The following is a 22313-nucleotide window of genomic DNA, read 5'->3' on the forward strand; positions in this document are numbered from 1 at the left end:
CCTGTCCGTCATTACGTGAATATCGTACACGCCCTTGCGCCGTGACGACATTCACGCAGCCCGGAGCGCGAGAATTTCCTGGAACAAAAGCGAACGACGACCCGAATGGAGACTTCACGCTGCAAGGTGTTTCCTCACAGCGGATCTCACACCCGCATCATAGGCCGTACAGGGCCGCCAGAGCGAACCGGAACGATCTGCGAACGCATTAATCAGAAAACTAGATCACACCACCGTGAGTACGGTAGGGAGTCGCGACGTCTGGCATATCAAGCGACCAGATACGTTCCCAGATTTCGGGAATGTGCCGATAACCTTCAGAGGCGTAAATCAACTGACGGGCACGAACATCGGGTGATGACGAATAGATCGGGACAATGCAGCCGATCTGCCCAAAGCTGCAACCCAGCAGCAACAATGCAATGTACAGCCGATTTCGCATGATGGCCTCCGTGCCCACCGCCCGCAGGCGGTTTCGTTCGCGCAATGTGTCTGCGATAAGATCTTTCACAGGTGCAGTGCCGTGATCGATACTTCCGTATTTCGACCAGCAGTCAATCCGCTGGTATGACGCCTTTGTGATATCTCGATCACACCGACTTCACACCTGCCACGCAATGACCGCCACTGCAACTGCAGAAGAGATCATTCAGGGAGGCTGGTGGGGAGTTCCGGGGCGATCGTGACTGGTTCGGGCGCTCCGTTGAGCTGGTGATGGTCGGCTGATTCAATGGCCGCTTTGGCCGCAGCCTCCATCTCCAATTGACGGACTTTTTCCTCCATCTCTTTGCCTGGCTTGAACGTCACCACGAACTTCTCAGGTACGAAGACCTTATCGCCAGTTCGTGGATTCCGCGCCTTCCGGGCCGCACGCTTTTTGACTTCAAAAACTCCGAAGTTCCGCAGCTCGATTCGCCCGTCTGCGACGAGCGTCTTGACGATCGCATCGAACGTTTTCTGGACGATCTCTTTCGTCTTGAGCTGAGTCATCCCCAGGGCTTCTGAGATCTCTTTGACAATTTCTTTCTTGGTCATGACCTGAGTCTCCCGAAGAATGACGACTTGGAACAGTCGAACAGTTTTCGATGGTGCTGATGAGACTCAACTGTATACCCAAGAAAGACTTAATGTCAAGTCGCCTCGTCTGGACGATTCAGATCGAAGAGAAAACTGAGCGCCGCAGGCCGACGCGCACTCTTCCCTCGCTGACAATATCGGCACCTGACATCCGGAACTTTTGGGAAAACCGCTCCAATCGGCAAAGTTCTCTTTGCGCTCTCGGAGAGACAGTCGTGAGTCCACTCTAAACAGAAATATGGAAAACACTTAGATCAAATCGAACCACCGCAGCGGATCTCAATGTCGTGCATTGATCCGCGCAAGGGAACTGGCCACGAGGCGCTTCGCATCACAGGCCTCCTGAATGACCTGGCAGAACCGTTCGGGGCGCGGGACACCTTCCAGCACCAGAAGTGGCTGGCCTCCGGCACCGGTAAGACGAATGTCGCCCGTCTTGTAAAAGTCTCTCACCGACTCGGGCTCGACTGTCGCAGTGACGATCTGCGAAAGGGGAATCGATTCGAACTGCCGGTAACCGATTGATTTGACACGTTTTACGACTCGGTTCGTTAAAACGTAACGTGAACCGAAGACCTTCATCCACAAGTAGGTCAAGGCAGCCAGCGGGGCCAGCGGCAATCCGAACAGAATGTTCGAAACCTTCATTCCCCAGATGCGAGTGGGAATGCAATTCAGTATCCGATGAATCAGTTCGCCCACAGCAGTATGAGCAATCGACGGATACAACTCTTCGATCACCGTTTCGTGATCCGGACTGACTCCCGAAATGGCCTGGGGCTTGTGAGTTAACATGATTCGAAAAACCTCTAGACGCCAAGCGTCAATATCAGCCACGAAAATCACGTTCCTGTGGAAGTGTACTTCACAATCAGGCCCAAACAGGGTCTCAACCGGTGGCCGCCTTCGCCTCGCGGTGCTACCTGTCCGAATAGCTGTCTTTCAGCTGGAACACTTCAACACGGATTGGGTGAGAATAGCCATCCCCCTTTTAGAACGCCAGTCGCCGGCAAAAACCGCCGGTGAGGGGAAACTCGCTTCGTTCCACGAGCGAGAGCCAAATGTCGTGGCGAGTCTCGTCACCCGGGTGCGACACTCTGGAAATGGCGTGATCTCCTCAACTCTGCGTGAGGCGGGAGAAGAGCTATGCTGAGAAGGAGATCTCGCCAGGCTTGTCCGCGCGAAATTAAACGGCGCGCGGTCAGACGGCGTCGGCCGCCTGGATCTTCCGAAGTTCTTCAGAGCGGATCTGCTGCAAGAGATTTCGCAGGTTCAGCCCGATTGCGAACGCTCCAATCCCGCCGATTAAAAGCAGTGGATAGAAAACGTGAAACGGTTGCCGCATCACGAGACCAGCGATTCCCGCGATCAGTGAGACCAGCGAGAACGCGATCGCGGTGGAACACATGCTCACAGCTAGATGTTTCCTCTTTCTCCGTGCAGACAGTCCCGCCAGACCGCCAAAGATGCCTAAAAGCATGCCACCGATTCCCCCGACCCACCCTCCCTGCTGAATCGACCACCAATCCCCTGCCTGGCCCGCTGAAAGGACCATCAGAGGTTGCGCGATGGCGACTTTCCCTTGTCCGGGCAACACCACGCGCAGTGTCAGTCGCCGTGGCTTCCTTCCCGGATTGCCATCGAATGGGAGTTCAAACTCGCGCCAATCCGATGTACCGGTCAGTTTTGACATCGGCCCCGTCGCTGACAGTGTTCGCGTAAAGAACTCTCCGTTCGAGCCAAAGTCATTCAACAGCTCGAGATACCCATCCCCGGCGACGTCTTCGTACTTGACTCGCCCCCTTACGACGTACTGATGATTGAGAATACCCGGTGACTCACACACGGCGACCCGTGTTGTGCTTGGCTGATCGCTACCCAGAACGATGACGGCGGGTTCACTGGCCGGTCCCGCCGAAGAAACCGCGTTCTGACCCATCTCTTCCAGACTCGCAAAAGTGAGCTCCACCGTCGGGGCCTCACCAGAGGCACTATTACGGCAAGTCAGCAGAAGCACCGCGACTAACATCATCCGTAGAAACATGATTCGTCCCCTTCTCGTTTTCTTTCGCGTGTGCGGCCAGTAGGGTCTTCAGTGTGCTGAGATCAATCTTTCCGTCGATCAAAAGTCCGCGCAATGTTCGCTCGAAGTCACTCATCCGTGACTGGCTGTCAAAGACCTCAATCTTGGCGATCAGACGGTCCAGACGGAGTCGCACAGTGGGATAAGAGATGGAATATGCTTTCGCCATCTCTTTCAATGAGCCGGACGCCAGCACGAAACGCTTCAGAAAAGCGAGATCTTCGTCGTCCAGCAGATCGATCCACTTCTTATTGCTCATAACTGAATATTATTCATTCTAGATCAATAATATTCAATATTTTTCTGAGAATTTTTGCACTTTATTTCCATGAGAGCCCGCAGCAGGATGTTGGGGCTGGCGGGTTCCGTTGTCACTGCGCAGGCTTGAGCTGGTCTGGAATTGAGCTTCTGGTATTGTTGCCCTGCTCGACCACCCTGATTGACTCCATGACGCATGAGTAGTGATTCCCCCATTTTGAATTGCGAGGCGCGATGGATCCGCAAGCGATCAGACAGTTCATCGAGTTGAAGTGTCCCGGGACCCGAGTCTTGGTCGCGTCACGCGAAAGCGGTGCACCGGAAGCTGCCTGGGGCGATAGCTTTTTTATTTACGACCCTGATGGAAATCTCCCTTCGCAGCGTCAGTTCCCCTACGCCACCATCGTCGTGAAAGATTACCCGGGGTTCGATGAGTTCTCGCAGCTCAACCGCCCCGGAATCTTCCGCCTGAACCTGGGACTGGGAAAGGACGATTTCCGCAGCGCCCTCGGTCTCTCCACAGACAAGTTCCGCGAACCGACCACACCTGCGGCAACCGAAGACTTTGCCGCAGTGAATCGGCTTATGCCCCACCCCGTCTACGCCGCCCAGGGTTGGGTCTGCATTCTCAACCCCTCACGTGAGACATTCCGCGAGACCATTGAGCCACTGATCGCTGCTGCGTACCTGAAGTCTTTGAAAGCTTTTCGCCAGACTTGAGTGGATATCCCCTGATCCTTTGGCCCGGCAGACTCAAGACGATGATCATCACGGTAGGACTCGATCGGACCGTATTTGCGACAATCAGCATCACAGTCGAAATCATAAGAGATCTCGAACCGCCCCGCTGATGAGCGACATGGACGCCAACCGCCCAAACCACCCGAATGCGGAGTGCTGACTTATGGACATCGGACTTCCGCAACAGAATTCGATCGTCGGCGATAAAGTCGATCTTCGCTCTTCCGTGAAGGGACTACGGAAGACTATTCTTAAAAAATTGGACGTTGCGACACGATTTGCCCAGACGGAGAGTTTTGTCAGGATGGCACATCAACGAGTTTGGCCTGGCCGCCCCGCACCTCTTGGCGCCACCTGGGACGGCAAAGGGGTCAATTTTGCGGTGTTCTCTGAACACGCGACTCAGGTTGATTTGTGTCTTTTCGACTCTCCCCTCGCGACAAAAGAGTCGGCCCGGATCCCCCTTCCCGATCAGACGGATCATGTCTGGAACGGATATCTTCCTGACATCAGACCGGGACAGCTCTACGGGTTTCGTGCCCACGGTCCCTACGATCCCGAGCGGGGATTTCGGTTTAATGCCAACAAGGTCCTGCTCGACCCCTACGCCAAGGGAATCGGACGAGACCTGATCTGGAACGACGCCGCGTTCGGCTACCACATCGGCGATCCGGCTGGTGATCTCAGTTTTGATGAGCGCGACAATGCGGATTCGGCCCCCCTCGCCGCCGTCATCAATCCCCGCTTCAACTGGGGCGGCGACAAGCCCCCCAAGACCCCCTGGCATAAAACGCTCATCTATGAGATGCACGTCAAGGGCTTCACGTGCAAAAGCCCCTGGGTCCCGCGCGAAAGCCGCGGAAAATACGCCGGCGTTGCGTGTGAAGGAACGCTTCGACATCTGCGGTCCCTGGGAGTGACGGCGGTCGAGCTGATGCCCGTCCATCACCATGTCGACGAACGGTTTCTGGTCGATCGAGGACTCACAAACTACTGGGGTTACAACACGCTGGCGTACCTGGCGCCCGAGATGCGGTTCGCCTCGATCCCGAACCCGCAGCAGACGGTCAATGAATTCAAGCGGATGGTTCGCCAGCTTCATCGAAATGGCTTTGAGGTCATTCTTGACGTGGTCTACAACCATACCTGCGAAGGAAATCATCTAGGCCCGACACTGTGCCTGAAAGGGCTCGACAACACCTCCTATTACCGTCTCGCTGACCCCCGCCGCTATTACCAGGACTACACCGGCTGCGGAAATACCCTGAACATGCAGTCGCCCCGCGTTCTGCAATTGATCATGGACAGCCTGCGTTACTGGGTGCAGGAAATGCACGTTGACGGTTTTCGCTTCGATCTGGCAGCGGCGTTGGCACGTGAACTTCATGACGTCGATAAGCTGGGGGCGTTCTTCGACATTATCCACCAGGACCCCATCCTGTCCCAGGTGAAGTTAATTGCCGAACCATGGGACGTCGGGCCGGGGGGTTACCAGGTGGGGAACTTCCCCGTCCTGTGGACCGAGTGGAACGGAAAGTATCGCGATTGCGTGCGCAAGTTTTGGCGCGGCGACGGACACACCGCCAGCGAGTTCGCCACACGCCTGTGCGGCAGTAGTGATCTCTACGAAGCAACAGGCCGCCGCCCCTACGCGAGCATCAACTTCGTCACGTCTCACGACGGATTCTCACTGCATGATCTGGTTTCATACAACCACAAGCACAATGAAGCCAATGGCGAAAACAATAACGACGGAGATAATCACAACATCAGCTGGAACTGTGGATCCGAGGGCCCCACAGATGACCCGGCAGTACTGAAAATTCGCGAACAGCAGAAGCGAAATTTCATGACCACTCTCCTGATATCACAGGGGGTCGCCATGATTCGCAGCGGGGATGAATTCTGTCAGTCGCAAGGTGGCAACAACAACGCCTACTGTCAGGACAACCCGATCAGTTGGCTGCGATGGAAACTGACGAAAGAAGAAAGACGGTTCCTGGAATTCACGCAGCGAGTCATTCGACTCTGGAAGTCGCAACCCGTCCTGCAGCGACGAAAGTTTTTTCAGGGACGAATGATTCGCGGCGAGCTGGTCAAGGACGTCGTCTGGCTCACTCCGCTTGGCCAGCAGATGACGGATGAAGACTGGAACAAGGACTACACCCGTTGCCTTGGAATGCGACTTGAAGGGGAGATGGAAGACGAGATCAATGAAAAGGGGCGCCCCATCTCAGGGGACACGCTCCTCATCCTGTTCAATTCGCACAACGACTCGATCCCCTTCCTGATGCCCCCGCACGCCGAGAATGAGTTCTGGCAACCCCTGCTCGACACGGCAACCGATTCCCTCTTGAAGCGGCTGACGTTCCAGGAACCGTATCCACTGGAAGGTCATTCCCTGGCTGTTCTCAGGCTGAATCGTCCAAAAGTACCTTTCGTCGATCGGGCCAAGTCACAGATCTGGCAATTCGTGAGGGACCAGCGCTGGCAGAAGCGTATTCGCTTCCCCCTGTTCCGCCCCGGAAACCCCTGATCCGCGCAAGTCCAATACGAACTGCGAAAACTCCTACATCGGACTCAACAGAGCGGCGACCAGCGGCTGGACCAGGCACTGGGTTCCGATCGCGGGCTGACAATGCGTACCGAATTTTGAGGGAGACCTTCTCGAATGGGCTGAGGTCTCCCACAGAAGTGTTCACCCCGGAACGACGGCCTTATCGCGAACTTCATTGCTTCAAACGTGAACTTCACTTCGCGCGGGCTGACAGATCCAGCCCCCTCCGAGAACGCGATCGCCTTCGTACAGGACCATCGCCTGCCCCGGAGCGACGCCGTACTGGGGTGCTTCGAACTGCACGCGAACACGTCCGTCCGATATCCGTTCAACCACTGCGGGGGCGGCGGTGTGCTGATAGCGAATCTGTGCGAGGCAGTCAAACTTCTCCGGCAGGTGGTCCTTGAGCCAGCTTAACCCATCTGCTTCTAACTCATAGCAGGCCAGATCTTCGTACTTGCCCAGCACAACGCGCCGCGTGTCCGGCTCGATTCGAATCACGAAGCGAGGTTCACCGAAGGTGATCCCTAACCCACGACGTTGTCCGATCGTAAACTGGTCGTATCCGGAATGTTTGCCCAGAACATTACCGGAGGGGTCCACAAAATCACCCGCCATGTCGGGTCGACCGCGATACCGTTCGAGAAAGCCGACGTAGTCGTTGTCAGGGATGAAGCAGATTTCCTGACTGTCGGGCTTGGTGGCCACGCGAAGTCCCGCTTCTCCTGCCAGTTCACGGATCTCGGGCTTATTGAAGTCACCGACAGGGAACATGATTCGATCGAGGATCTCGCGGTTAATTCCCGCCAGAACGTACGATTGATCTTTCGATCGATCTCGCCCACGCAGCAAGGCGGGTTCGCCGTCGATCGTTCCGATCCGCGCATAGTGCCCCGTCGCGATCCGCTCGGCACCGACGCTGACGGCAAAGTCCCACAACTTTCCAAACTTCAGCCAGTTGTTGCACATCACGCAGGGATTCGGCGTTCGCCCCGCAAGATACTCATCGACGAAGTAGTCCTTGATCCTGCCGAACGCATCCGAAAAGTTCAGTGCGTGAAAGGGGATATCCAGAACGTCCGCCACGCGGCGGGCGTCGGCTGCATCCGAGGCACTGCAACAACCCTGCTTGTTCGCCTTCGCGCCAAGAATCGGCAGGGTCGGCAGCGGTGGGGACGGTAACGCGTCAACCACAGCGGGAGCAGAGGAAGCCTTGGGCTTGGGTTCGATTCGGCAAGTGGTTTCCTCGACGGCACCAGACCGCATAAACAGTCCGATGACTTCGTATCCCTGCTGCTTCAGCAGCACGGCAGCGGCAGAGCTGTCCACTCCACCACTCATCGCCAGCACCACGCGGATCGCCATTATGCCCGGACTTCCTGGAAATTACTTAAAACACGCTGAAAGGCGTCATCATCAACACAATTAAGACCGGCGACGCCTGACCAGAGCCGCGTTTTTTGACAGCCGATCAATCCAGACCATCGGAGGGTCCTGGATAAGGCCTGTTCTCACTGGCAGAGCACACAATGGCCACGGATCAGGATTTCGGTGATTCGGCCAATCTCGGTCACCGACTTGATTGCAGACTTGGGCAGTTCGACCTTGTGGAGGCAGGTCACACTACCGCAATCGACACAAATGAAATGGGCGTGCTGGCATCCATCAGGGTGCGACACGTCACGGATCTCGAATCGCCAGACGTGGTCCCCGAGTTCCCGGCGTGTTGCCAGGCCTGCCTCGACCAGATCGGTGAGGTTTCGGAGCACCGTCGCTTTGTCGAAACCAAGCGGAACCAGATCGGCCGCAATTTCCGCATGTGTTGCTGGAGACGTGGCCCGCTGCAACCAGTGCATCACCGCCAGTCGCGCTGCTGTCGTTCTCAGTCCGCAGTCAGAAAGAAGTTTCCGCGTCTTGCTAACGGCGTCAATGTCTATGTTTTGAGTCATATTCAACCGTTCTTGCGGCTTACACACCTTCTCGAGGGACAGGGAAGAGAAGACACAAAAGGATACCTTCAACAAACTGCGAAAGGCAATTCACAGCCGATTCCGCGACAAAGCCTTCTCTCCCGGATACGTCCTACTTCCGTTTCGGTCGCTGAAAAACCTTCTGGGCCCCCAGGATTGCCTCGACCAGTTTATCAACTTCGCCGCGCGTGTTGTAAAAGGCCAGACTTGCGCGAGCTGACGACGTCAGGCCATACAGGTCATGCAGGGGCATCGTGCAATGATGTCCCGCCCGAATAGCCACTCCCTGACGATCCAGAAGATCGGAAAGGTCGTGAGCATGCAGCCCTTCAATCACAAAGCTGAGGATCGCCCCCTTGTGGTCGACCGACGGCCCGAGCAGCCGAATTCCAGGAATTCCCCTCATCCGCTGATGGGCGTAGCTCGACAACTGATGTTCGTACTGAGCGATCCTGTCAAGTCCCACGGCGCGCAGATAGTCGATCGCGGTACTCATGGCGACCGCTTCGACAAACGGACAGGTCCCCGCCTCAAACTTGGCGGGAGGATCCGCCCAGGTCGACGACTGCTCGAACACCTCACGAATCATGTGACCACCCGCCAGGAACGGGTCCATCGCTTCCTGCAATTCGCGGCGAGCATACAGCACACCGATGCCGGTAGGGCCGTAAAGCTTGTGTCCCGAAAATGCCAGAAAGTCGATCTTCGCTCCCTGCACATCCGTGTGACCGTGCGGCACACTCTGAGCCGCATCCACGCAGATCAACGCACCGACGTCATGGGCTCTCCGCGCCAGTTCCGCAATCGGATTGACCGTCCCCAGCACGTTCGACATTGCGGTGACGGCGAGCAGTCGGGTCCGCGATGTCAGAACCTCATCCAGTCTGGAGAGGTCCAGTCGGCCATCATCGGTCAACGGGATGTATCTCAGTTCCGCTCCGGTCGCGCGGGCCGCGAGTTGCCAGGGAACGAGATTCGCGTGGTGCTCCATGGCATTCACCAGGACCTCATCACCAGGTTTGAGGAACTTTCTTGCCCACCCATGAGCCACGATGTTCAGCGACATCGTCGTCCCGGATGTGAAGACGATCTCGTCGACGTCGGCGGCCCCGATAAACTGGCGGACGTTTTCACGTGCGTTTTCCAGTTCCGTGGTCATCCGATCCCCCAATTCGTGGATGCCCCGATGGACGTTCGAATTGAAGTGCTCGAAACATTCGACCATTTTATCGATGACGACACGCGGTTTTTGAGACGTCGCAGCCGTGTCGAGATAGACCAGGGTTCGGTCGTTTGAAAGTCGCTGCGCGAGAATAGGAAAGTCGCGTCGAATCGACTCAACATCGAAAGCAGGATCAGCGGTGATAGACATGGGGTAGATTTTCGTCGCATGGCCTCGACCTGCTCAAAGCGCAGGTCGAGGTTTCTAGAACCAGGCCAAGGCGTCTGGCTCCGGAACAATAAGCGGTGCCACGCCGAGAGAAATTATAGACCGAGAGCGTCTTTCATCGAGTACAGCCCCGGTGACTGAGTCACCAGAAACTTGGCAGCGGTCAGCGATCCCACCGCGTAGCTGTCTCGAGATTGCCCCTTAACCGCCACTTCGAGGGTTTCTCCCAGCATTCCGTAGACGATCGTATGTTCGCCGACGTTGTCCCCGACTCGCAGCGCGTGATAGCCGATCTCATTCCGAGGACGCTGCCCTGTGCGCCCTTCCCGTCCATGCTTGTGTTCGGTCTGCCCCATCTCCGCAGCCACGATTTCGCCGAACTTCAGTGCCGTTCCGCTGGGTGCATCTTCTTTGTAGCGATGATGTCGTTCGATGATTTCTACATCGACCCCGCTCGAATGGTCCTTCAGGGCGCGAGAAGCATCCGCGACAAGTTTCATCGCGATATTGACTGCGAGACTCATGCTGGGAGCCATCAGAACCGGAATCACCTTTGACGCGGCGACGACATCGGCTCGCTGTGATTCTGTCAGCCCTGTGGTGGCAATCACCAGAGGAATCTTCCGCTCTTTACTGAGCGTCAGGATATGAGCACACCCTTCGGGGGTCGAGAAATCGATGATCACATCAACCGGTTGATCGATGGTGGCACTCAGCGGCACATTCAGCTTGCCAATCCCGGCCAGTTCTCCTGCATCGAGACCTAGCTTGGGGGACGACGCAGACTCGAAGGCGGCGGTAACTTGCAGTGCTTTGTCCTGATGGGCCAACGCGACCACACGCTGCCCCATCCGTCCGGCGGCACCGTTAACTCCTACTTTCAGAGCGTTTGACATTCAAAAATCCTCTTCATTCCGCTGTGTCTGTCACAAGCCGCGATTGTAATGCAATTCGACTCCCAAAAAAATGGGCCCCTGCCCGGCGCAGCCACGGCGATCCAATTTCACTCTGTCGAACGGGACCAGACAGCATGCGGGCACTCCGATGAACGACTCAAGACAACCCCACATGCACACCGGACCGGCAGGCCGCGATCAGCAGTTCGCAGCAGGGTCACGAGGGACGCCGACATGAGCAAAACGTCCGGCAGAACCGACCAACCGCCGATTCAACTCAGCTTCGACGAGTCAGAGGCGTCTATGGTCGAGACAGCTCCCGTGATGTTCCACGCTCGGCAGCAGAGAACGGGACCACTTGATCAACAAAAGTGAGAGACAACCGTCAGAAGAATCAGAAACCCAGCGATTTAACGACATCGAGCGACTTGATGTGATCGCAACAATGAAACAGGCGCAAAGACGCTCACCGCAACACACTCATCCCCTCCCCCGCGTGCATCACCCCTTCGCTGCGGGGAGAGGTCGCCGAGCGGATACCGCAGTTGGCCCGCTGCGCAATCGCTCACACTTGCGCGACCTGCCTGCTGGCAGAATCGAGCAGAGTCAGAGAAGTACCTGCATCCGTGCGATGACAGATTCAGATGACGGCTTCCACGTCATCGGCCTTCAGGCTGGCCATCGAGTAGAAGAGATTCTCGGACTCGCATTTCTCAACGTACTCTTTGGGCATGGTCTCCAGCGTGGTGGCATCCCATTCGATGATCACCGACTGGCTGGGAGGTTTTCCTGATGTTTCCACAACGGAGCCCGTCCAACCTGCTAATGAGATCTCGGGAAATTCGGGCGAGTTAACGCCACCCTTTACTCGAATTCGAGATCCTTCAAGCCCTCCCGTGGCTTTTTTCTTCGCCATCAAAACCTCGCCAATCTGAACGGTCAAAAACGGTTCATCGAGTCACTTTGGAACGGATTCCAAAACCGACAATATCGAACAGTCACGCCTGAAATCAAGCACAGTCGCGAAGGAGCCTGAATGATTGAGCCCCAGCAGTCGCCCTTCGTCTACCCCAGACGAGGCAGACAATTGGAGATGAATGACCTGCTGCGGTTATGACGCGGCGCTTTGAGAAAAGGTTACCAAGGTCCGTGGAGTCAAATGACTTCCCATTCGTGGGAATGGTAGCGAAAGATGTTCGGCTCGCTTGAAAGGGTGAAATCCATCTGGCATAGTTGGCCCGCTCCCTGCCGCCTCCCATCATGTGGGCGGGCTCGATTCCGAATGGACACAACCCATGCATGGCTTGCTGGCCTCAATCACGTTGCAGGACTTCCTGGTCAGGGTAATCTCGTCTACGGCGAAAATTCCCGCTGATTCAGAGACACTTCTTCTTGTTGCTTTCCTCTTGGCAGCAGTCATCCACGCCTCCCTGCTTCTGGGGTTGTTCGGTGGACTTCCCGTCTTCTACATCTGGCTCGAACGAAAAGTCGCCGGTCGTATTCAAGACCGCCTGGGCCCCACACGTGTCGGTGGCAGTTTCGGCTGGCTGCAAACGATTGCAGACGGCATCAAGTTGATCCAGAAGGAAGACCTTGTTCCGAAGGATGCCGACAACCTCGTTTTCCGCATGGCACCCTATCTCGCAACGATCGCATCCTTTGGCGCGTTCATGGTTCTGCCCATCTCCGACGGCTGGGTCGCCGTTGCAGCAGAATGCGGAGCTTTTTTGATCCTGGCACTCATGTCACTCGAAGTCCTCGGGATTATTCTCGCGGGATATTCGAGCGGTTCGAAATGGGCACTTTTCGGCGCAATGCGCGAAGCGGCTCAAATGGTGAGCTATGAAATCCCACTCGCGATCTGTGCCTTGATACCGCTGATGATCGCCGGATCGCTGAACTTCCAGGTGATCGGCCGGTTGCAGTCGGGCGGCTTCTGGAACTGGTTTCTGTTTCATGACCCCTTCACCTTTCTGGCCTTCTTCGCCTACTTCACAGTGGCAACAGCTAGCGTCAAACGAGCCCCCTTCGATCTTGCCGAAGCCGAAAGCGAACTGGTCGCCGGTTTCCATACCGAGTACAGCGGCTTCCGGTGGTCGATCTTCTTTCTCGCCGAATATTCGAGCATGTTTGCCGTCAGCGCCGTGGCGGCAATTCTGTTTCTGGGAGGCTGGCACGACGGTCTGATGATCGACAGCCTGTTCGACGGGTTGCGTGGTACGGGAAGTGGCTGGATTTCAGGCTTTTCGATCGGGACGTACATTGCAAATCTGTTCGGCGCGATCGTCCTGATTACGAAAGCCTGTCTGCTGGTCTTTGTGCAGATCTGGGTTCGGTGGACGTTGCCTCGCCTGAGAATCGATCAGGTGATGACCACCTGCCTCAAGTACCTCGTCCCGATCAGTTGCTTTCTCTTTCTGATGGCCGTTCTGTGGCCACTGACACTCACCACTGTCTTTTCACGTCCGATTCTGGCTGGTGCACCACTCGGTGAAAAAGCGGTCCTCCGTTCAACAGCCACTGGCATTCACGTCGCGTCAGAGGGCAAGGGGGGACCACAATGATTGAACAACTTCTGTTCTACACATTCGCCTTTCTTGCCTGTGGTGGCGCGATTGCTGTCGCCGCATCACAGAACGTGGTTCGAATGGCGTTCTGGCTGGTTGTATCTCTTGGTTCCGTCGCGGCACTTTTCTTTCTGCTCCATGCCGATTTTCTCGGAGCTGCCCAGCTACTGATCTATGTCGGTGGTACAGTCGTCCTGCTGGTCTTCGGTGTGATGCTGACTGCCAGTGGACCCTATTCCACGATCAAGACTTCACCGGCGGAAGGCATCATGGGTGCCGCAGTGGGAGTCCTGCTGCTCTTCGTCCTGATCTCTTCAATCGGGTATGTCGATTGGGCCGATATCACTGCCCGATCACCGACCATCCCGGCAGCACCTGTTCTCGCCGACCTGACGCTCGGTGCACACGCCGAAGAGGTACTCGTTAATACCGGATCAACACAGGCGAAAGCAGATCTGGAAGCACGCGTGCAACAGGGGCGAACGATCCGGCAGTTGGGGATGAGCTTCCTGGGAATGCGTGTGGATCGAAACCTTGCCGAAGGAGGAGCACAGGGGTTGGCCCCTGGATATTTCTTGCCATTTGAAATTGTTTCCGTTCATCTGCTTGTCGTCTTGATTGGAGCTGCATACCTCGCGCGGGCAAAACGACGCGCCGTGTCGGAAGAAGCTGTCAGTCTGGAATAATGGCGATCGCTGCTCACAGCCACCGTCAGTCTGGAAAGTGAAATTCGATCATGGGTGAAATTGGCCTGAATGCCTATCTGATGGTAGGTGCAGTGTTATTCGTCTGCGGCGTTGTCTGCATGGCGACAAAGCGAAACGGCATCGGGATCCTGATGGGGGTCGAACTGGTGCTGAACGGCGCGAATGTCAATTTCGTCGCCTTCTCTCGCTATACCCCACTGGGTCTGGACGGTCAGGCAACGGCACTCTTCGTCATCGTTCTGGCAGCTGCCGAGGCGGCAGTGGCACTCGCGATCGCTCTCAACTTCTATAACAACCATTTGACAATCGATGTGGACCGAGGAAACGAGCTGCAGGGATAGCGATCTTCCAGGTGAACTGTGCCCGTCACTTGCGAAATGAATCGCTGCAAGTAACGTGCACTGGCTGAAATAAAGAGAGATCAGAAACCACGGACGAATCAGTCTGTGTCCAGCCCACATATTCAGTGATGGAATTATGACTGAGACTGGTGAAGTATTGATGTATCTGCTGACGGTGGCATGGCTCTTGCCACTTGTCGGCTTCGTCGTCGAGATCTACTGGCTCAGATGGTCGCATCGACTGCATCAGGGTGCCGCCTACACGGCCGTGGCGTGTATCGGCATCGGCTTTCTCTGCAGCCTTTCCGCATTGATCTATTGGGGCAACCAGACACACTGGGCGGCCTTGTCAGAGCCCGAACATCATGCTCACGTGGGGTCGCACGACGCCGAACACCATGACAGCTCGGCCCCCCACCACGACGATGCCAAGGCGCACGCTGAGGCTGTGCATGCAGACACCCATCCGGCGGACGATCACGCTGAGGCGGCTCACCCGACTCCCGCTGCTCCGAAGTACTTCTCCGGAACCTACTACGAACTGGCTCGTTTCAGTGGACTGCGGATCTCGCTGGACTGGTATATCGACAGTCTGACGCTGGTCATGTTCACGATGGTAACCTTCATCGCGACGTGCATTCATCTGTTTGCAATCGGCTACATGCAGGAAGAGCTGACCGAAGAATACGAAGACCATGAAGTCCACCTTCACAACGGAGGGCACTTCAGTCGCCCCGGACGATTTTACCGCTTCTTCGCCTATCTCTCGCTGTTCTGCTTTTCGATGCTCGGTCTGGTTCTGGCCGGCAACATTTTCCAGGTCTTTATTTTCTGGGAACTGGTCGGTCTGTGCAGCTACCTGTTGATCGGTTTCTACATTGAGCGGAAATCGGCGAGCACCGCAGCCAACAAAGCGTTCATCATGAACCGTGTCGGAGACTTTGGATTTCTGATCGGGATGATGATCCTGTGGACCTCGTTCGGGACTTTCCAGTTCGGGGATCGCGGCGAAGGGGAACACGCCGAGGCAGGCCTGTTCACAATGGTTCGTGGAAACGACGGGACGCTCGACGTCTCAGACGACGGTCAGCAGGTCCACTTGCGCGACGCTCATGGCCACCGCGCAGAAAGAGACGGACTGCCATTGACGATCAGTTATTCACTACTGGTCGCCGCAGGCTTGGGAATTTTTGCGGGCAGCATCGGAAAGAGTGCCCAGTTCCCGCTCCACACCTGGCTCCCCGACGCGATGGAAGGTCCCACTCCCGTTTCCGCGCTCGTGCACTCGGCAACCATGGTCGCCGCTGGTGTCTATCTGGCAGGCCGGTTCTACCCCGTGTTTACTCCTGAAGTGCTGCTGGGGATTGCTTACATCGGCTGCATTACCCTGTTCGTCGCAGCCACAATCGCCCTGGTCGTAACGGACATCAAACGGGTCCTGGCCTATTCCACGATCAGTCAACTCGGCTACATGATGCTGGGGATCGGAGTCGCGGGCTGGGGAGCGGGACTGTTCCACCTCGTGACGCATGCCTTCTTCAAATCGCTGATGTTCTTGTGCTCGGGCAGTGTGATTGCCGGCTGCCACCATGAACAGGATATGCGGAAGATGGGCGGACTCCGCCACAAGATGAAGATCACCGCTTACACCATGCTCGTCGGCGTGATCGCCATTGCGGGGCTGGCAATTCCAGGGACCGCCATCGGATTCTCGGGCTTTTACTCCAAGGATGCCATCGTCGCTTCCGCTTTGGCCTACAGCGAATTAAATCCAAACCATTTCCTGCTGTTCATCACGCCTCTGGTCACGGCAGGAATCACGTCATTCTACATGTTCCGCCTCTGGTTCATGACGTTCGCGGGCGAACCTCGTGATGCTCATGTTTATGAGCACTGCCACGAGAATCCGCGAATCATGACCGTTCCGCTGATCGTCTTGGCAGTCCTTGCAGCCGCATGTGCCTGGCCCGGCGAGAGTGGACCGCTGTATCGGTTGATCACCGACAGCGAGACCGTCCCGGCCGCGACTCGCGTTGTGTCCGCAGGAGCATCACAAGTCACACTTCCCAGCCATCACGGGCATGACAGTGACGTCCACCACGTTCACGCGATGGCGGGGTTTCTCGCTTTGGTCGCTGCCTTCGTCGGTATGGGCCTCGCTTATCTGCTGTACGTGAAAAAGTCGGTTGACCCGGATCAGGTTCGCAGGCAATTTTCTTCAGTCTATGATTTCCTGGTCGACAAATGGCGATTCGACACGCTGTACGATGTGATGTTTGTTGCCCCCGTTCATGTCGTCGCCAAGTGGTGCGTGAACTTTGACCGGAAGGTGCTTGACTCCATTCTGCACGGAGCTGCCGGCCTGACAGTGATGGTGTCCAAACTTGACCGCAAGTTCGATGAGACGTTCATCGATGGTCTGGTCAATCTGGTCGGAAGCATGACATACACAGTCGGATCATCGCTGAAGGCCGTTCAGACCGGTCACCTGCGGCAATATGTGATGTGGATCGCGGTCGGCGTCATCGTGTTGTTCGGTGCCTTGTACACGACAATTCCGAAGTAATCTTGGATTCTGCCTGCCATCTGAATGGTTGATGCACGAATGAGGGAATGAAATTCATCATGAGTTCGGAAACAATCCTGACCTGTATCGTCTTCTTGCCAGCCGTCTGGGCGATCCCGCTGCTGTGCTTTGACGCGAAAGCCAAGGAGGCGATGCGATACTGGGGAGTGCTGGGAACGGCGCTCACGTTCGCATTGACCCTGCAGTTGTGGGCGCAGTTCGATCCATCCCAGTCGGGAATGCAGTGCCGGATTTCGGTTCCCTGGATCCCCAACTGGAACGCAAATTTTACTTTGGGAGTCGACGGAATCAGCTTGCCGCTGATTGTGCTGTCGGGCTTTGTCTGTCTGCTGTCAATGCTGGCTTCCTGGAGCATTGAGAAGAACTTCAAAGGCTACCTGATGCTGTTCCTGTTACTGGAAACCGGCATGATGGGCGTCTTCACTGCACTCGACTTCCTGCTGTTTTACGTCTTCTGGGAAGTCATGCTGCTGCCGATGTATTTCCTGATCGGGATCTGGGGTGGACCTCGGCGCGAATATGCGGCCATCAAATTTTTCCTCTACACGCTGGCCGGCTCTGTGCTGATGCTGATCGCCATGTTGATGTTCTACTTCAACAGTGACCGCACATTCGACCTGCTGGAAATGGCTCGTATCGCCGCGGGAACCAGTGATGGTAAGGCCCCCGTATACGGGACGACGATGCAGATCGCCGCCTTCATCATGCTGTTCATCGGGTTCGCGATTAAGCTGCCCGCGTTCCCCTTCCACACCTGGTTGCCCGATGCCCACGTCGAAGCCCCCACGCCAATCTCCATGATACTGGCAGGGGTGCTGCTCAAGATGGGGGGCTACGGAATCATCCGCATCGCGTTCCCGCTGGCTCCGTATGGTGCACAGTATGCCGCGTATTTTCTCGTCGGGCTGGGCGTCTTCAGCATCATTTACGGTGCGTTTGCAGCGATGGCTCAAACCGACTTCAAGCGGCTCGTCGCTTACAGTTCGGTCAGTCACATGGGCTATGTCCTGATTGGAATCGCGGTCTGGAAGATCGTCGACGGTCGGACGCTGGGGCGTTCGTACTGGGAAATGGGAATCAATGCGGCGATGTTCCAGATGATTGCCCACGGGATTTCCTCCACCGGGATGTTCTTTATGGTCGGAGTTCTCTACGACCGGGTCCATCACCGTGACATCAACAAGTTTGGTGGCATCGCTCAGTTTATGCCGCACTATTCAGGCCTGGCCGCAGTCATCTTCTTCGCTGGACTGGGGTTGCCCGGACTATGCGGCTTTGTCGGCGAAGTCTTTTCGGTCCTGGCCTGCTGGAACTTCAGCCCCCTGCTGGCGATTATTTCTGCCAGCGGAGTGATCCTGACCGCAGGCTACATCCTGTGGACGCTGCAACGGGTCTATCTGGGTCCTGAGTACAAAGGCCCCCACCCGGAAGCACTGGTCGAAATGAATCCGCGCGAACTCGCGATTGGTTACACGCTTGTCGCCACAGCGATTCTGTTTGGCGTGCTGCCTCAACTGCTGTTCAATCCGATGCAGGCATCGGTTCAGGTACTGACAGAGAGCCTTGCATCCTCATACGAGGCGCTGTACGGCGCGGTGACTGCCATGCAGACATCGCAATGGAAGTAGTTGCCGGCGTTCGTTGTTCCACATCCGCAAGCCGCTTTACTGATAGCGAATCCGATGGATTTTGAAGCTCTATATCAGCAGTTTTTGAGTGGTGACGTTGCCGGGCAGGTTTCCCTGCTTCGCTCGCTCAAGATCATCCTGCCGGAACTGATTCTTTCCGGCTCGATCATCTTGATGCTGCTGGCACGACTGACCAGTCTCGACAAGATCATCCCGACACACTGGTTTGCCGTGGCGGGAGGGATGGGCGCGTTCGTTCTCATCTTGTCGCAGTTCTGGCAATTCACGGTTGGTGAAGCGGTCGGCGTCGAGATTTTCACAGGTCTGGCCGTTCACGATGAGTTCTCGACGTTCTTCCGTGGGTTCCTCACCTTTTTCCTTGTCTTCGTGATCGCCCTGACCGTCCTGACAGGGATTCCTGACGACGAGGACGCTCCTGACTTCTACTCGCTGCTGTCGGGTGCTGTGGTGGGCATGATGCTGATGTCCAGCGCGAATCACTTGCTGATTCTTTTCCTGGGAATCGAGATGGCCAGCGTTCCCAGTTACGTCATGACGGGATTCCTGAAAGGTCGCCGCCGAAGCAGTGAAGCAGCCCTGAAATTCGTTGTGTATGGAGCCGGGTCGGCCGGTGTGATGTTGTTCGGCATCAGCCTCCTTGCGGGTCTACTGGGAACGGCCGAGTTTCCCGAGTTGGCCCAGCGGTTCCAGGCCGTCTTCGCGAATCGCGGGGGAATGCAGGATCCCGCCACCCGCTGTGCGGTCCTCGCACTCCTGATGATTTCCGTCGGGTTCGCTTTCAAACTGTCACTGGTCCCCTTCCATTTCTGGTGCCCTGACGCCTTTCACGGTGCTCCCGCTGAAGTCGGTGGATTCTTGTCGGTTGCTTCCAAAGCAGCGGCATTCGCCTTGCTCGTTCGTCTGTCGCTGGCCCTGGCCGGGGACGGCTCAGGTGCTCTTTCGCAGCTTTCACTTTCGTGCGGACTCGGGCTGGGACTGGTGGCGATTGTTACGTCGACATTCGGCAACCTGGCCGCCTATTCGCAGCGAAATATCAAACGAATGCTCGCCTATTCCACCATTGCACACGCCGGTTACTCGCTGATGGCAATTGCAGCACTGCTGGTCCTGCAAAGTGTGCGAACGGACTCAGCCTTTCAGGTTGCACACCCCGGAAACGGTCCTCGCGCGATGGAAGGGCTGCTCTATTACATGGGCGTCTACCTGTTCATGAATCTGGGGGCCTTCGCCATCGTCGCCTTGATTCGGAACCAGACTTTTTCGGAAGAGATCGAAGACTACAAGGGTTTGGCACAGCAGGCTCCCGTGCTGGCAATTTGCATGGCGATCTGCATGTTCAGCCTGGTCGGCATTCCGCCACTCGGCGGCTTCTACGGGAAAGCATTTATTTTCGCATCGGTTTATGAATCAACGCACGTGCACTGGTTCATGTGGCTGGTCCTCGCTGCGGGGGGACTCAACACCGTGATCAGTTTGTTCTACTATCTCCGCGTCGCCAAAATCATGTGCATCGATTCTCGGCCCTCCGGGGCGGCCACCGTCTCCATGCCGGCCAGTTCCTCTCCTGCGATGTACGTCATGCTGGTCTCAGGAATGGTGGTTTTCCTGGGGATCATTATTGATCCACTGACGAAAGTCGCACTTCAGGCGGCCCATGCCTTTTTTTGAACCGCAGATGGACCCTCGGTGATCGTCACATCGACCGGTCGACCAAACCAAAGCACAACTGAAGTCAGTGACTAGTAAAATCGATCCCGGCCCGATTCCCTCGGGCCACCCTTTTGTTCTCATAGACGGCTAGTTTCTTATGGCACACGTGCAACACAATGCCAGGCTCAACGAACTCCTGATCGCGCTCGGAAAAAGCCTGCTTCAATATGTTGGCCAATGCAGCTCGTGGTCCAGCCGGTCTCAAAAGGGAGTCGAAGCAGAGTTCCAGAAAATTGTGGCCGTTCAGCAGGAACACGTCGCAAAACTTTCCGCTCTGCTCACCGAGCGACGCTGGACGATCGATTTCGGCGGGTTTCCTGCGGATTACACCGACCTGCATTTTCTGTCACTCAATTATTTGCTGAAACTGATCCGCGTGAACCAGCAGGAACTGCTAACGGTGCTGGATGAGGCGTCTCACACCTGCATTCACGATCCGGAAGCAAGCGCCCTCATCAGCGAAATCCTGACATCGGAACGTGAGCTGACCGAGCGACTGAACAACCTGGTGCCGGCCGGGGCAAAAGCGACGGTGTGAAGTTTTTTCTCCCGGATTGTCGTACCAGCCCAATTCCCTATCTTTCTGCCCGTTGCTCTGGAATCGTGGGGCACGACGTCCCGCGGAATACTTCGACCACTTACCCGTCAGCGGTTGAAGTGCTATCGTCTCTCCCCGAGGACCGCCACCGCGTGACGGTGCTGTCCCTGCCTGGGGGCATTCTGTCTGGCTCAATTGAGTCAACTGACGCGGTTCTTCTCTTCGCTGGCTCATGAGACTTCGCACTCACGGCTCAGGTTCAGCCAGAGGACGAAGGTATCGTCCCGCCAGGCATGTCAGACAGAATTTTGCACTTTAAGAATTAGGGAAAGAGACAATGGAGTGGATTGATACCCATTGCCATCTCGACGAAGACGCCTTTACACAGGACTGTGAAGAAGTCGTGACCCGCGCGGTCGATGCGGGCGTTAAGGCGATGCTGGCGGTGGGGATTACACTGGAAAGCTGTCGCCGCGTTCTCGAACTGGCCGAACGTTTTCCCCAGGTCCACGCGATTGTCGGACTTCATCCGAATTATGTCGCGGCTGCCAATCCGGGTGATTGGGAGCAAATTGTCGCTCTGGCGAAATCACCCAAGGTTGTGGGATTAGGCGAAACAGGCCTCGATCAGTACTGGGATCATTCGCCCATCGAATTGCAGGCCGAATTCTTCGATCGGCACCTCGAATTGTCTCGCGAACTGGATCTCCCTTTTGTCGTTCATTGTCGCGATGCCGAGGAAGCGGTTATCAAGCAACTGAAAACACATGCGGAACGCGGCCCCCTCAATGGGGTGATGCATTCGTTCTGTGGCTCTGTCGAGACCGCCCACGTCTGCATGGAAATGGGAATGTCTCTTTCCATCAGTGGTATGGTGACTTTCAAGAAGAATGAAACGATCCGCAAAACAGTAGCGACAATTCCGCTCGATCGACTGCTGATCGAAACCGATGCGCCGTACCTCGCGCCGACGCCGTTTCGCGGCAAGCGGAATGAGCCAGCCCACGTCCGTTTGACGGCCGCTTGCCTTGCCGAAATTCGCGGAGTTTCGAAAGAAGAGATTGCCGAAGCGACCACGGCGAATGCTCGACGGATCTTTCGGCTTCCAGTCGGCTGAGGAAACGGAACGTTTCCGTTTCGAGCAGGCGTCGCTCTGAGTTGACCCGGTTCGCGTCTGACGGAATTCGTTCCAACGTCAAACGGTGCACAGTCTGAGGGAAGAGTCGCAAGCAGATTCAGGGA

20 protein-coding genes are annotated in these 22313 nt (G+C 56.2%); 10 read left to right on the forward strand and 10 right to left on the reverse strand.

Annotation, left to right across the window (positions count from 1 at the left end; all coding sequences use genetic code 11):
• Positions 1 to 220: 220 nt before the first annotated feature.
• The 5 genes from ACGY09_RS09430 to ACGY09_RS09450 form a co-directional block, all read right to left on the reverse strand.
• Positions 221 to 442: a hypothetical protein gene (locus ACGY09_RS09430; RefSeq protein ID WP_373650516.1), complete on the reverse strand. Its 222-nt coding sequence runs from the start codon at positions 440 to 442 to the stop codon at positions 221 to 223.
• Positions 443 to 645: 203 nt separating this feature from the next.
• Positions 646 to 1035 (reverse strand): HU family DNA-binding protein, encoded by a 390-nt coding sequence (locus ACGY09_RS09435; RefSeq protein WP_373650515.1) that lies wholly within the window; start codon positions 1033 to 1035, stop codon positions 646 to 648.
• A 321-nt stretch (positions 1036 to 1356) separates the two neighbouring features.
• The gene (locus ACGY09_RS09440; protein ID WP_397571341.1) at positions 1357 to 1872 is read right to left on the reverse strand and encodes a hypothetical protein; all 516 of its coding nucleotides are present in this window, start codon (positions 1870 to 1872) and stop codon (positions 1357 to 1359) included.
• Positions 1873 to 2278: 406 nt separating this feature from the next.
• Positions 2279 to 3121 carry a hypothetical protein gene (locus ACGY09_RS09445; protein ID WP_397571342.1) on the reverse strand — a complete coding sequence of 281 codons (843 nt, stop codon included), beginning with the start codon at positions 3119 to 3121 and terminating at the stop codon, positions 2279 to 2281.
• Complete coding sequence (locus ACGY09_RS09450) at positions 3072 to 3419, reverse strand: DUF2089 family protein (protein ID WP_397571343.1); 348 nt, start codon at positions 3417 to 3419, stop codon at positions 3072 to 3074. Before ACGY09_RS09450 ends, ACGY09_RS09445 begins: the two co-directional genes overlap by 50 nt.
• Before the next feature lie 233 nt (positions 3420 to 3652).
• Between ACGY09_RS09450 and ACGY09_RS09455 the strand changes: the two genes are divergently transcribed.
• Positions 3653 to 4138 (forward strand): DUF6194 family protein, encoded by a 486-nt coding sequence (locus ACGY09_RS09455; RefSeq protein WP_397571344.1) that lies wholly within the window; start codon positions 3653 to 3655, stop codon positions 4136 to 4138.
• A 325-nt stretch (positions 4139 to 4463) separates the two neighbouring features.
• Positions 4464 to 6695 carry a glycogen debranching protein GlgX gene (gene glgX / locus ACGY09_RS09460; protein WP_397571345.1) on the forward strand — a complete coding sequence of 744 codons (2232 nt, stop codon included), beginning with the start codon at positions 4464 to 4466 and terminating at the stop codon, positions 6693 to 6695.
• A gap of 201 nt (positions 6696 to 6896) precedes the next feature.
• Here glgX and mnmA read toward each other — a convergent pair whose 3' ends face one another.
• From mnmA to ACGY09_RS09485, 5 genes are all read right to left on the reverse strand, one after another.
• A complete protein-coding gene (gene mnmA, locus ACGY09_RS09465) occupies positions 6897 to 8081 on the reverse strand; it encodes a tRNA 2-thiouridine(34) synthase MnmA (RefSeq protein ID WP_373650509.1) in 1185 nt (394 codons plus the stop codon).
• Positions 8082 to 8227: 146 nt separating this feature from the next.
• Positions 8228 to 8665 (reverse strand): Fur family transcriptional regulator, encoded by a 438-nt coding sequence (locus ACGY09_RS09470; RefSeq protein WP_373650508.1) that lies wholly within the window; start codon positions 8663 to 8665, stop codon positions 8228 to 8230.
• A gap of 133 nt (positions 8666 to 8798) precedes the next feature.
• Positions 8799 to 10058: an aminotransferase class V-fold PLP-dependent enzyme gene (locus tag ACGY09_RS09475; protein ID WP_397571346.1), complete on the reverse strand. Its 1260-nt coding sequence runs from the start codon at positions 10056 to 10058 to the stop codon at positions 8799 to 8801.
• A gap of 113 nt (positions 10059 to 10171) precedes the next feature.
• Positions 10172 to 10972: a 4-hydroxy-tetrahydrodipicolinate reductase gene (dapB, locus tag ACGY09_RS09480; protein ID WP_397571347.1), complete on the reverse strand. Its 801-nt coding sequence runs from the start codon at positions 10970 to 10972 to the stop codon at positions 10172 to 10174.
• Between the two features lie 640 nt (positions 10973 to 11612).
• Positions 11613 to 11888: a hypothetical protein gene (locus ACGY09_RS09485; protein WP_373650505.1), complete on the reverse strand. Its 276-nt coding sequence runs from the start codon at positions 11886 to 11888 to the stop codon at positions 11613 to 11615.
• 379 nt (positions 11889 to 12267) lie between these two features.
• Here ACGY09_RS09485 and ACGY09_RS09490 point away from each other — a divergent pair, with 379 nt between their 5' ends.
• The 8 genes from ACGY09_RS09490 to ACGY09_RS09525 all read left to right on the forward strand — a co-directional run bounded on the left by ACGY09_RS09490 (position 12268) and on the right by ACGY09_RS09525 (position 22188).
• Entirely contained in the window at positions 12268 to 13536 is a 1269-nt protein-coding gene (locus ACGY09_RS09490; protein WP_397571348.1) for an NADH-quinone oxidoreductase subunit H, read from the forward strand.
• Positions 13533 to 14225: an NADH-quinone oxidoreductase subunit J gene (locus ACGY09_RS09495; protein ID WP_397571349.1), complete on the forward strand. Its 693-nt coding sequence runs from the start codon at positions 13533 to 13535 to the stop codon at positions 14223 to 14225. The genes ACGY09_RS09490 and ACGY09_RS09495 overlap by 4 nt, the downstream gene beginning before the upstream one ends.
• 50 nt (positions 14226 to 14275) lie before the next feature.
• Positions 14276 to 14587: an NADH-quinone oxidoreductase subunit NuoK gene (gene nuoK / locus ACGY09_RS09500; protein ID WP_373650502.1), complete on the forward strand. Its 312-nt coding sequence runs from the start codon at positions 14276 to 14278 to the stop codon at positions 14585 to 14587.
• Positions 14588 to 14723: 136 nt separating this feature from the next.
• A complete protein-coding gene (gene nuoL / locus ACGY09_RS09505; protein WP_397571350.1) occupies positions 14724 to 17153 on the forward strand; it encodes an NADH-quinone oxidoreductase subunit L in 2430 nt (809 codons plus the stop codon).
• A 59-nt stretch (positions 17154 to 17212) separates the two neighbouring features.
• Entirely contained in the window at positions 17213 to 18802 is a 1590-nt protein-coding gene (locus ACGY09_RS09510; RefSeq protein ID WP_373650500.1) for a NuoM family protein, read from the forward strand.
• A gap of 54 nt (positions 18803 to 18856) precedes the next feature.
• Positions 18857 to 20491, forward strand: coding sequence for an NADH-quinone oxidoreductase subunit N (locus ACGY09_RS09515; RefSeq protein ID WP_397571351.1), 1635 nt, complete (start codon positions 18857 to 18859; stop codon positions 20489 to 20491).
• A gap of 139 nt (positions 20492 to 20630) precedes the next feature.
• Positions 20631 to 21071 carry a hypothetical protein gene (locus ACGY09_RS09520; protein ID WP_397571352.1) on the forward strand — a complete coding sequence of 147 codons (441 nt, stop codon included), beginning with the start codon at positions 20631 to 20633 and terminating at the stop codon, positions 21069 to 21071.
• A 337-nt stretch (positions 21072 to 21408) separates the two neighbouring features.
• The gene (locus ACGY09_RS09525) at positions 21409 to 22188 is read left to right on the forward strand and encodes a TatD family hydrolase (protein ID WP_397571353.1); all 780 of its coding nucleotides are present in this window, start codon (positions 21409 to 21411) and stop codon (positions 22186 to 22188) included.
• Positions 22189 to 22313 lie beyond the last annotated feature (125 nt).

This window comes from Schlesneria sphaerica (assembly GCF_044336245.1).
Taxonomy (GTDB): domain Bacteria; phylum Planctomycetota; class Planctomycetia; order Planctomycetales; family Planctomycetaceae; genus Schlesneria; species Schlesneria sphaerica.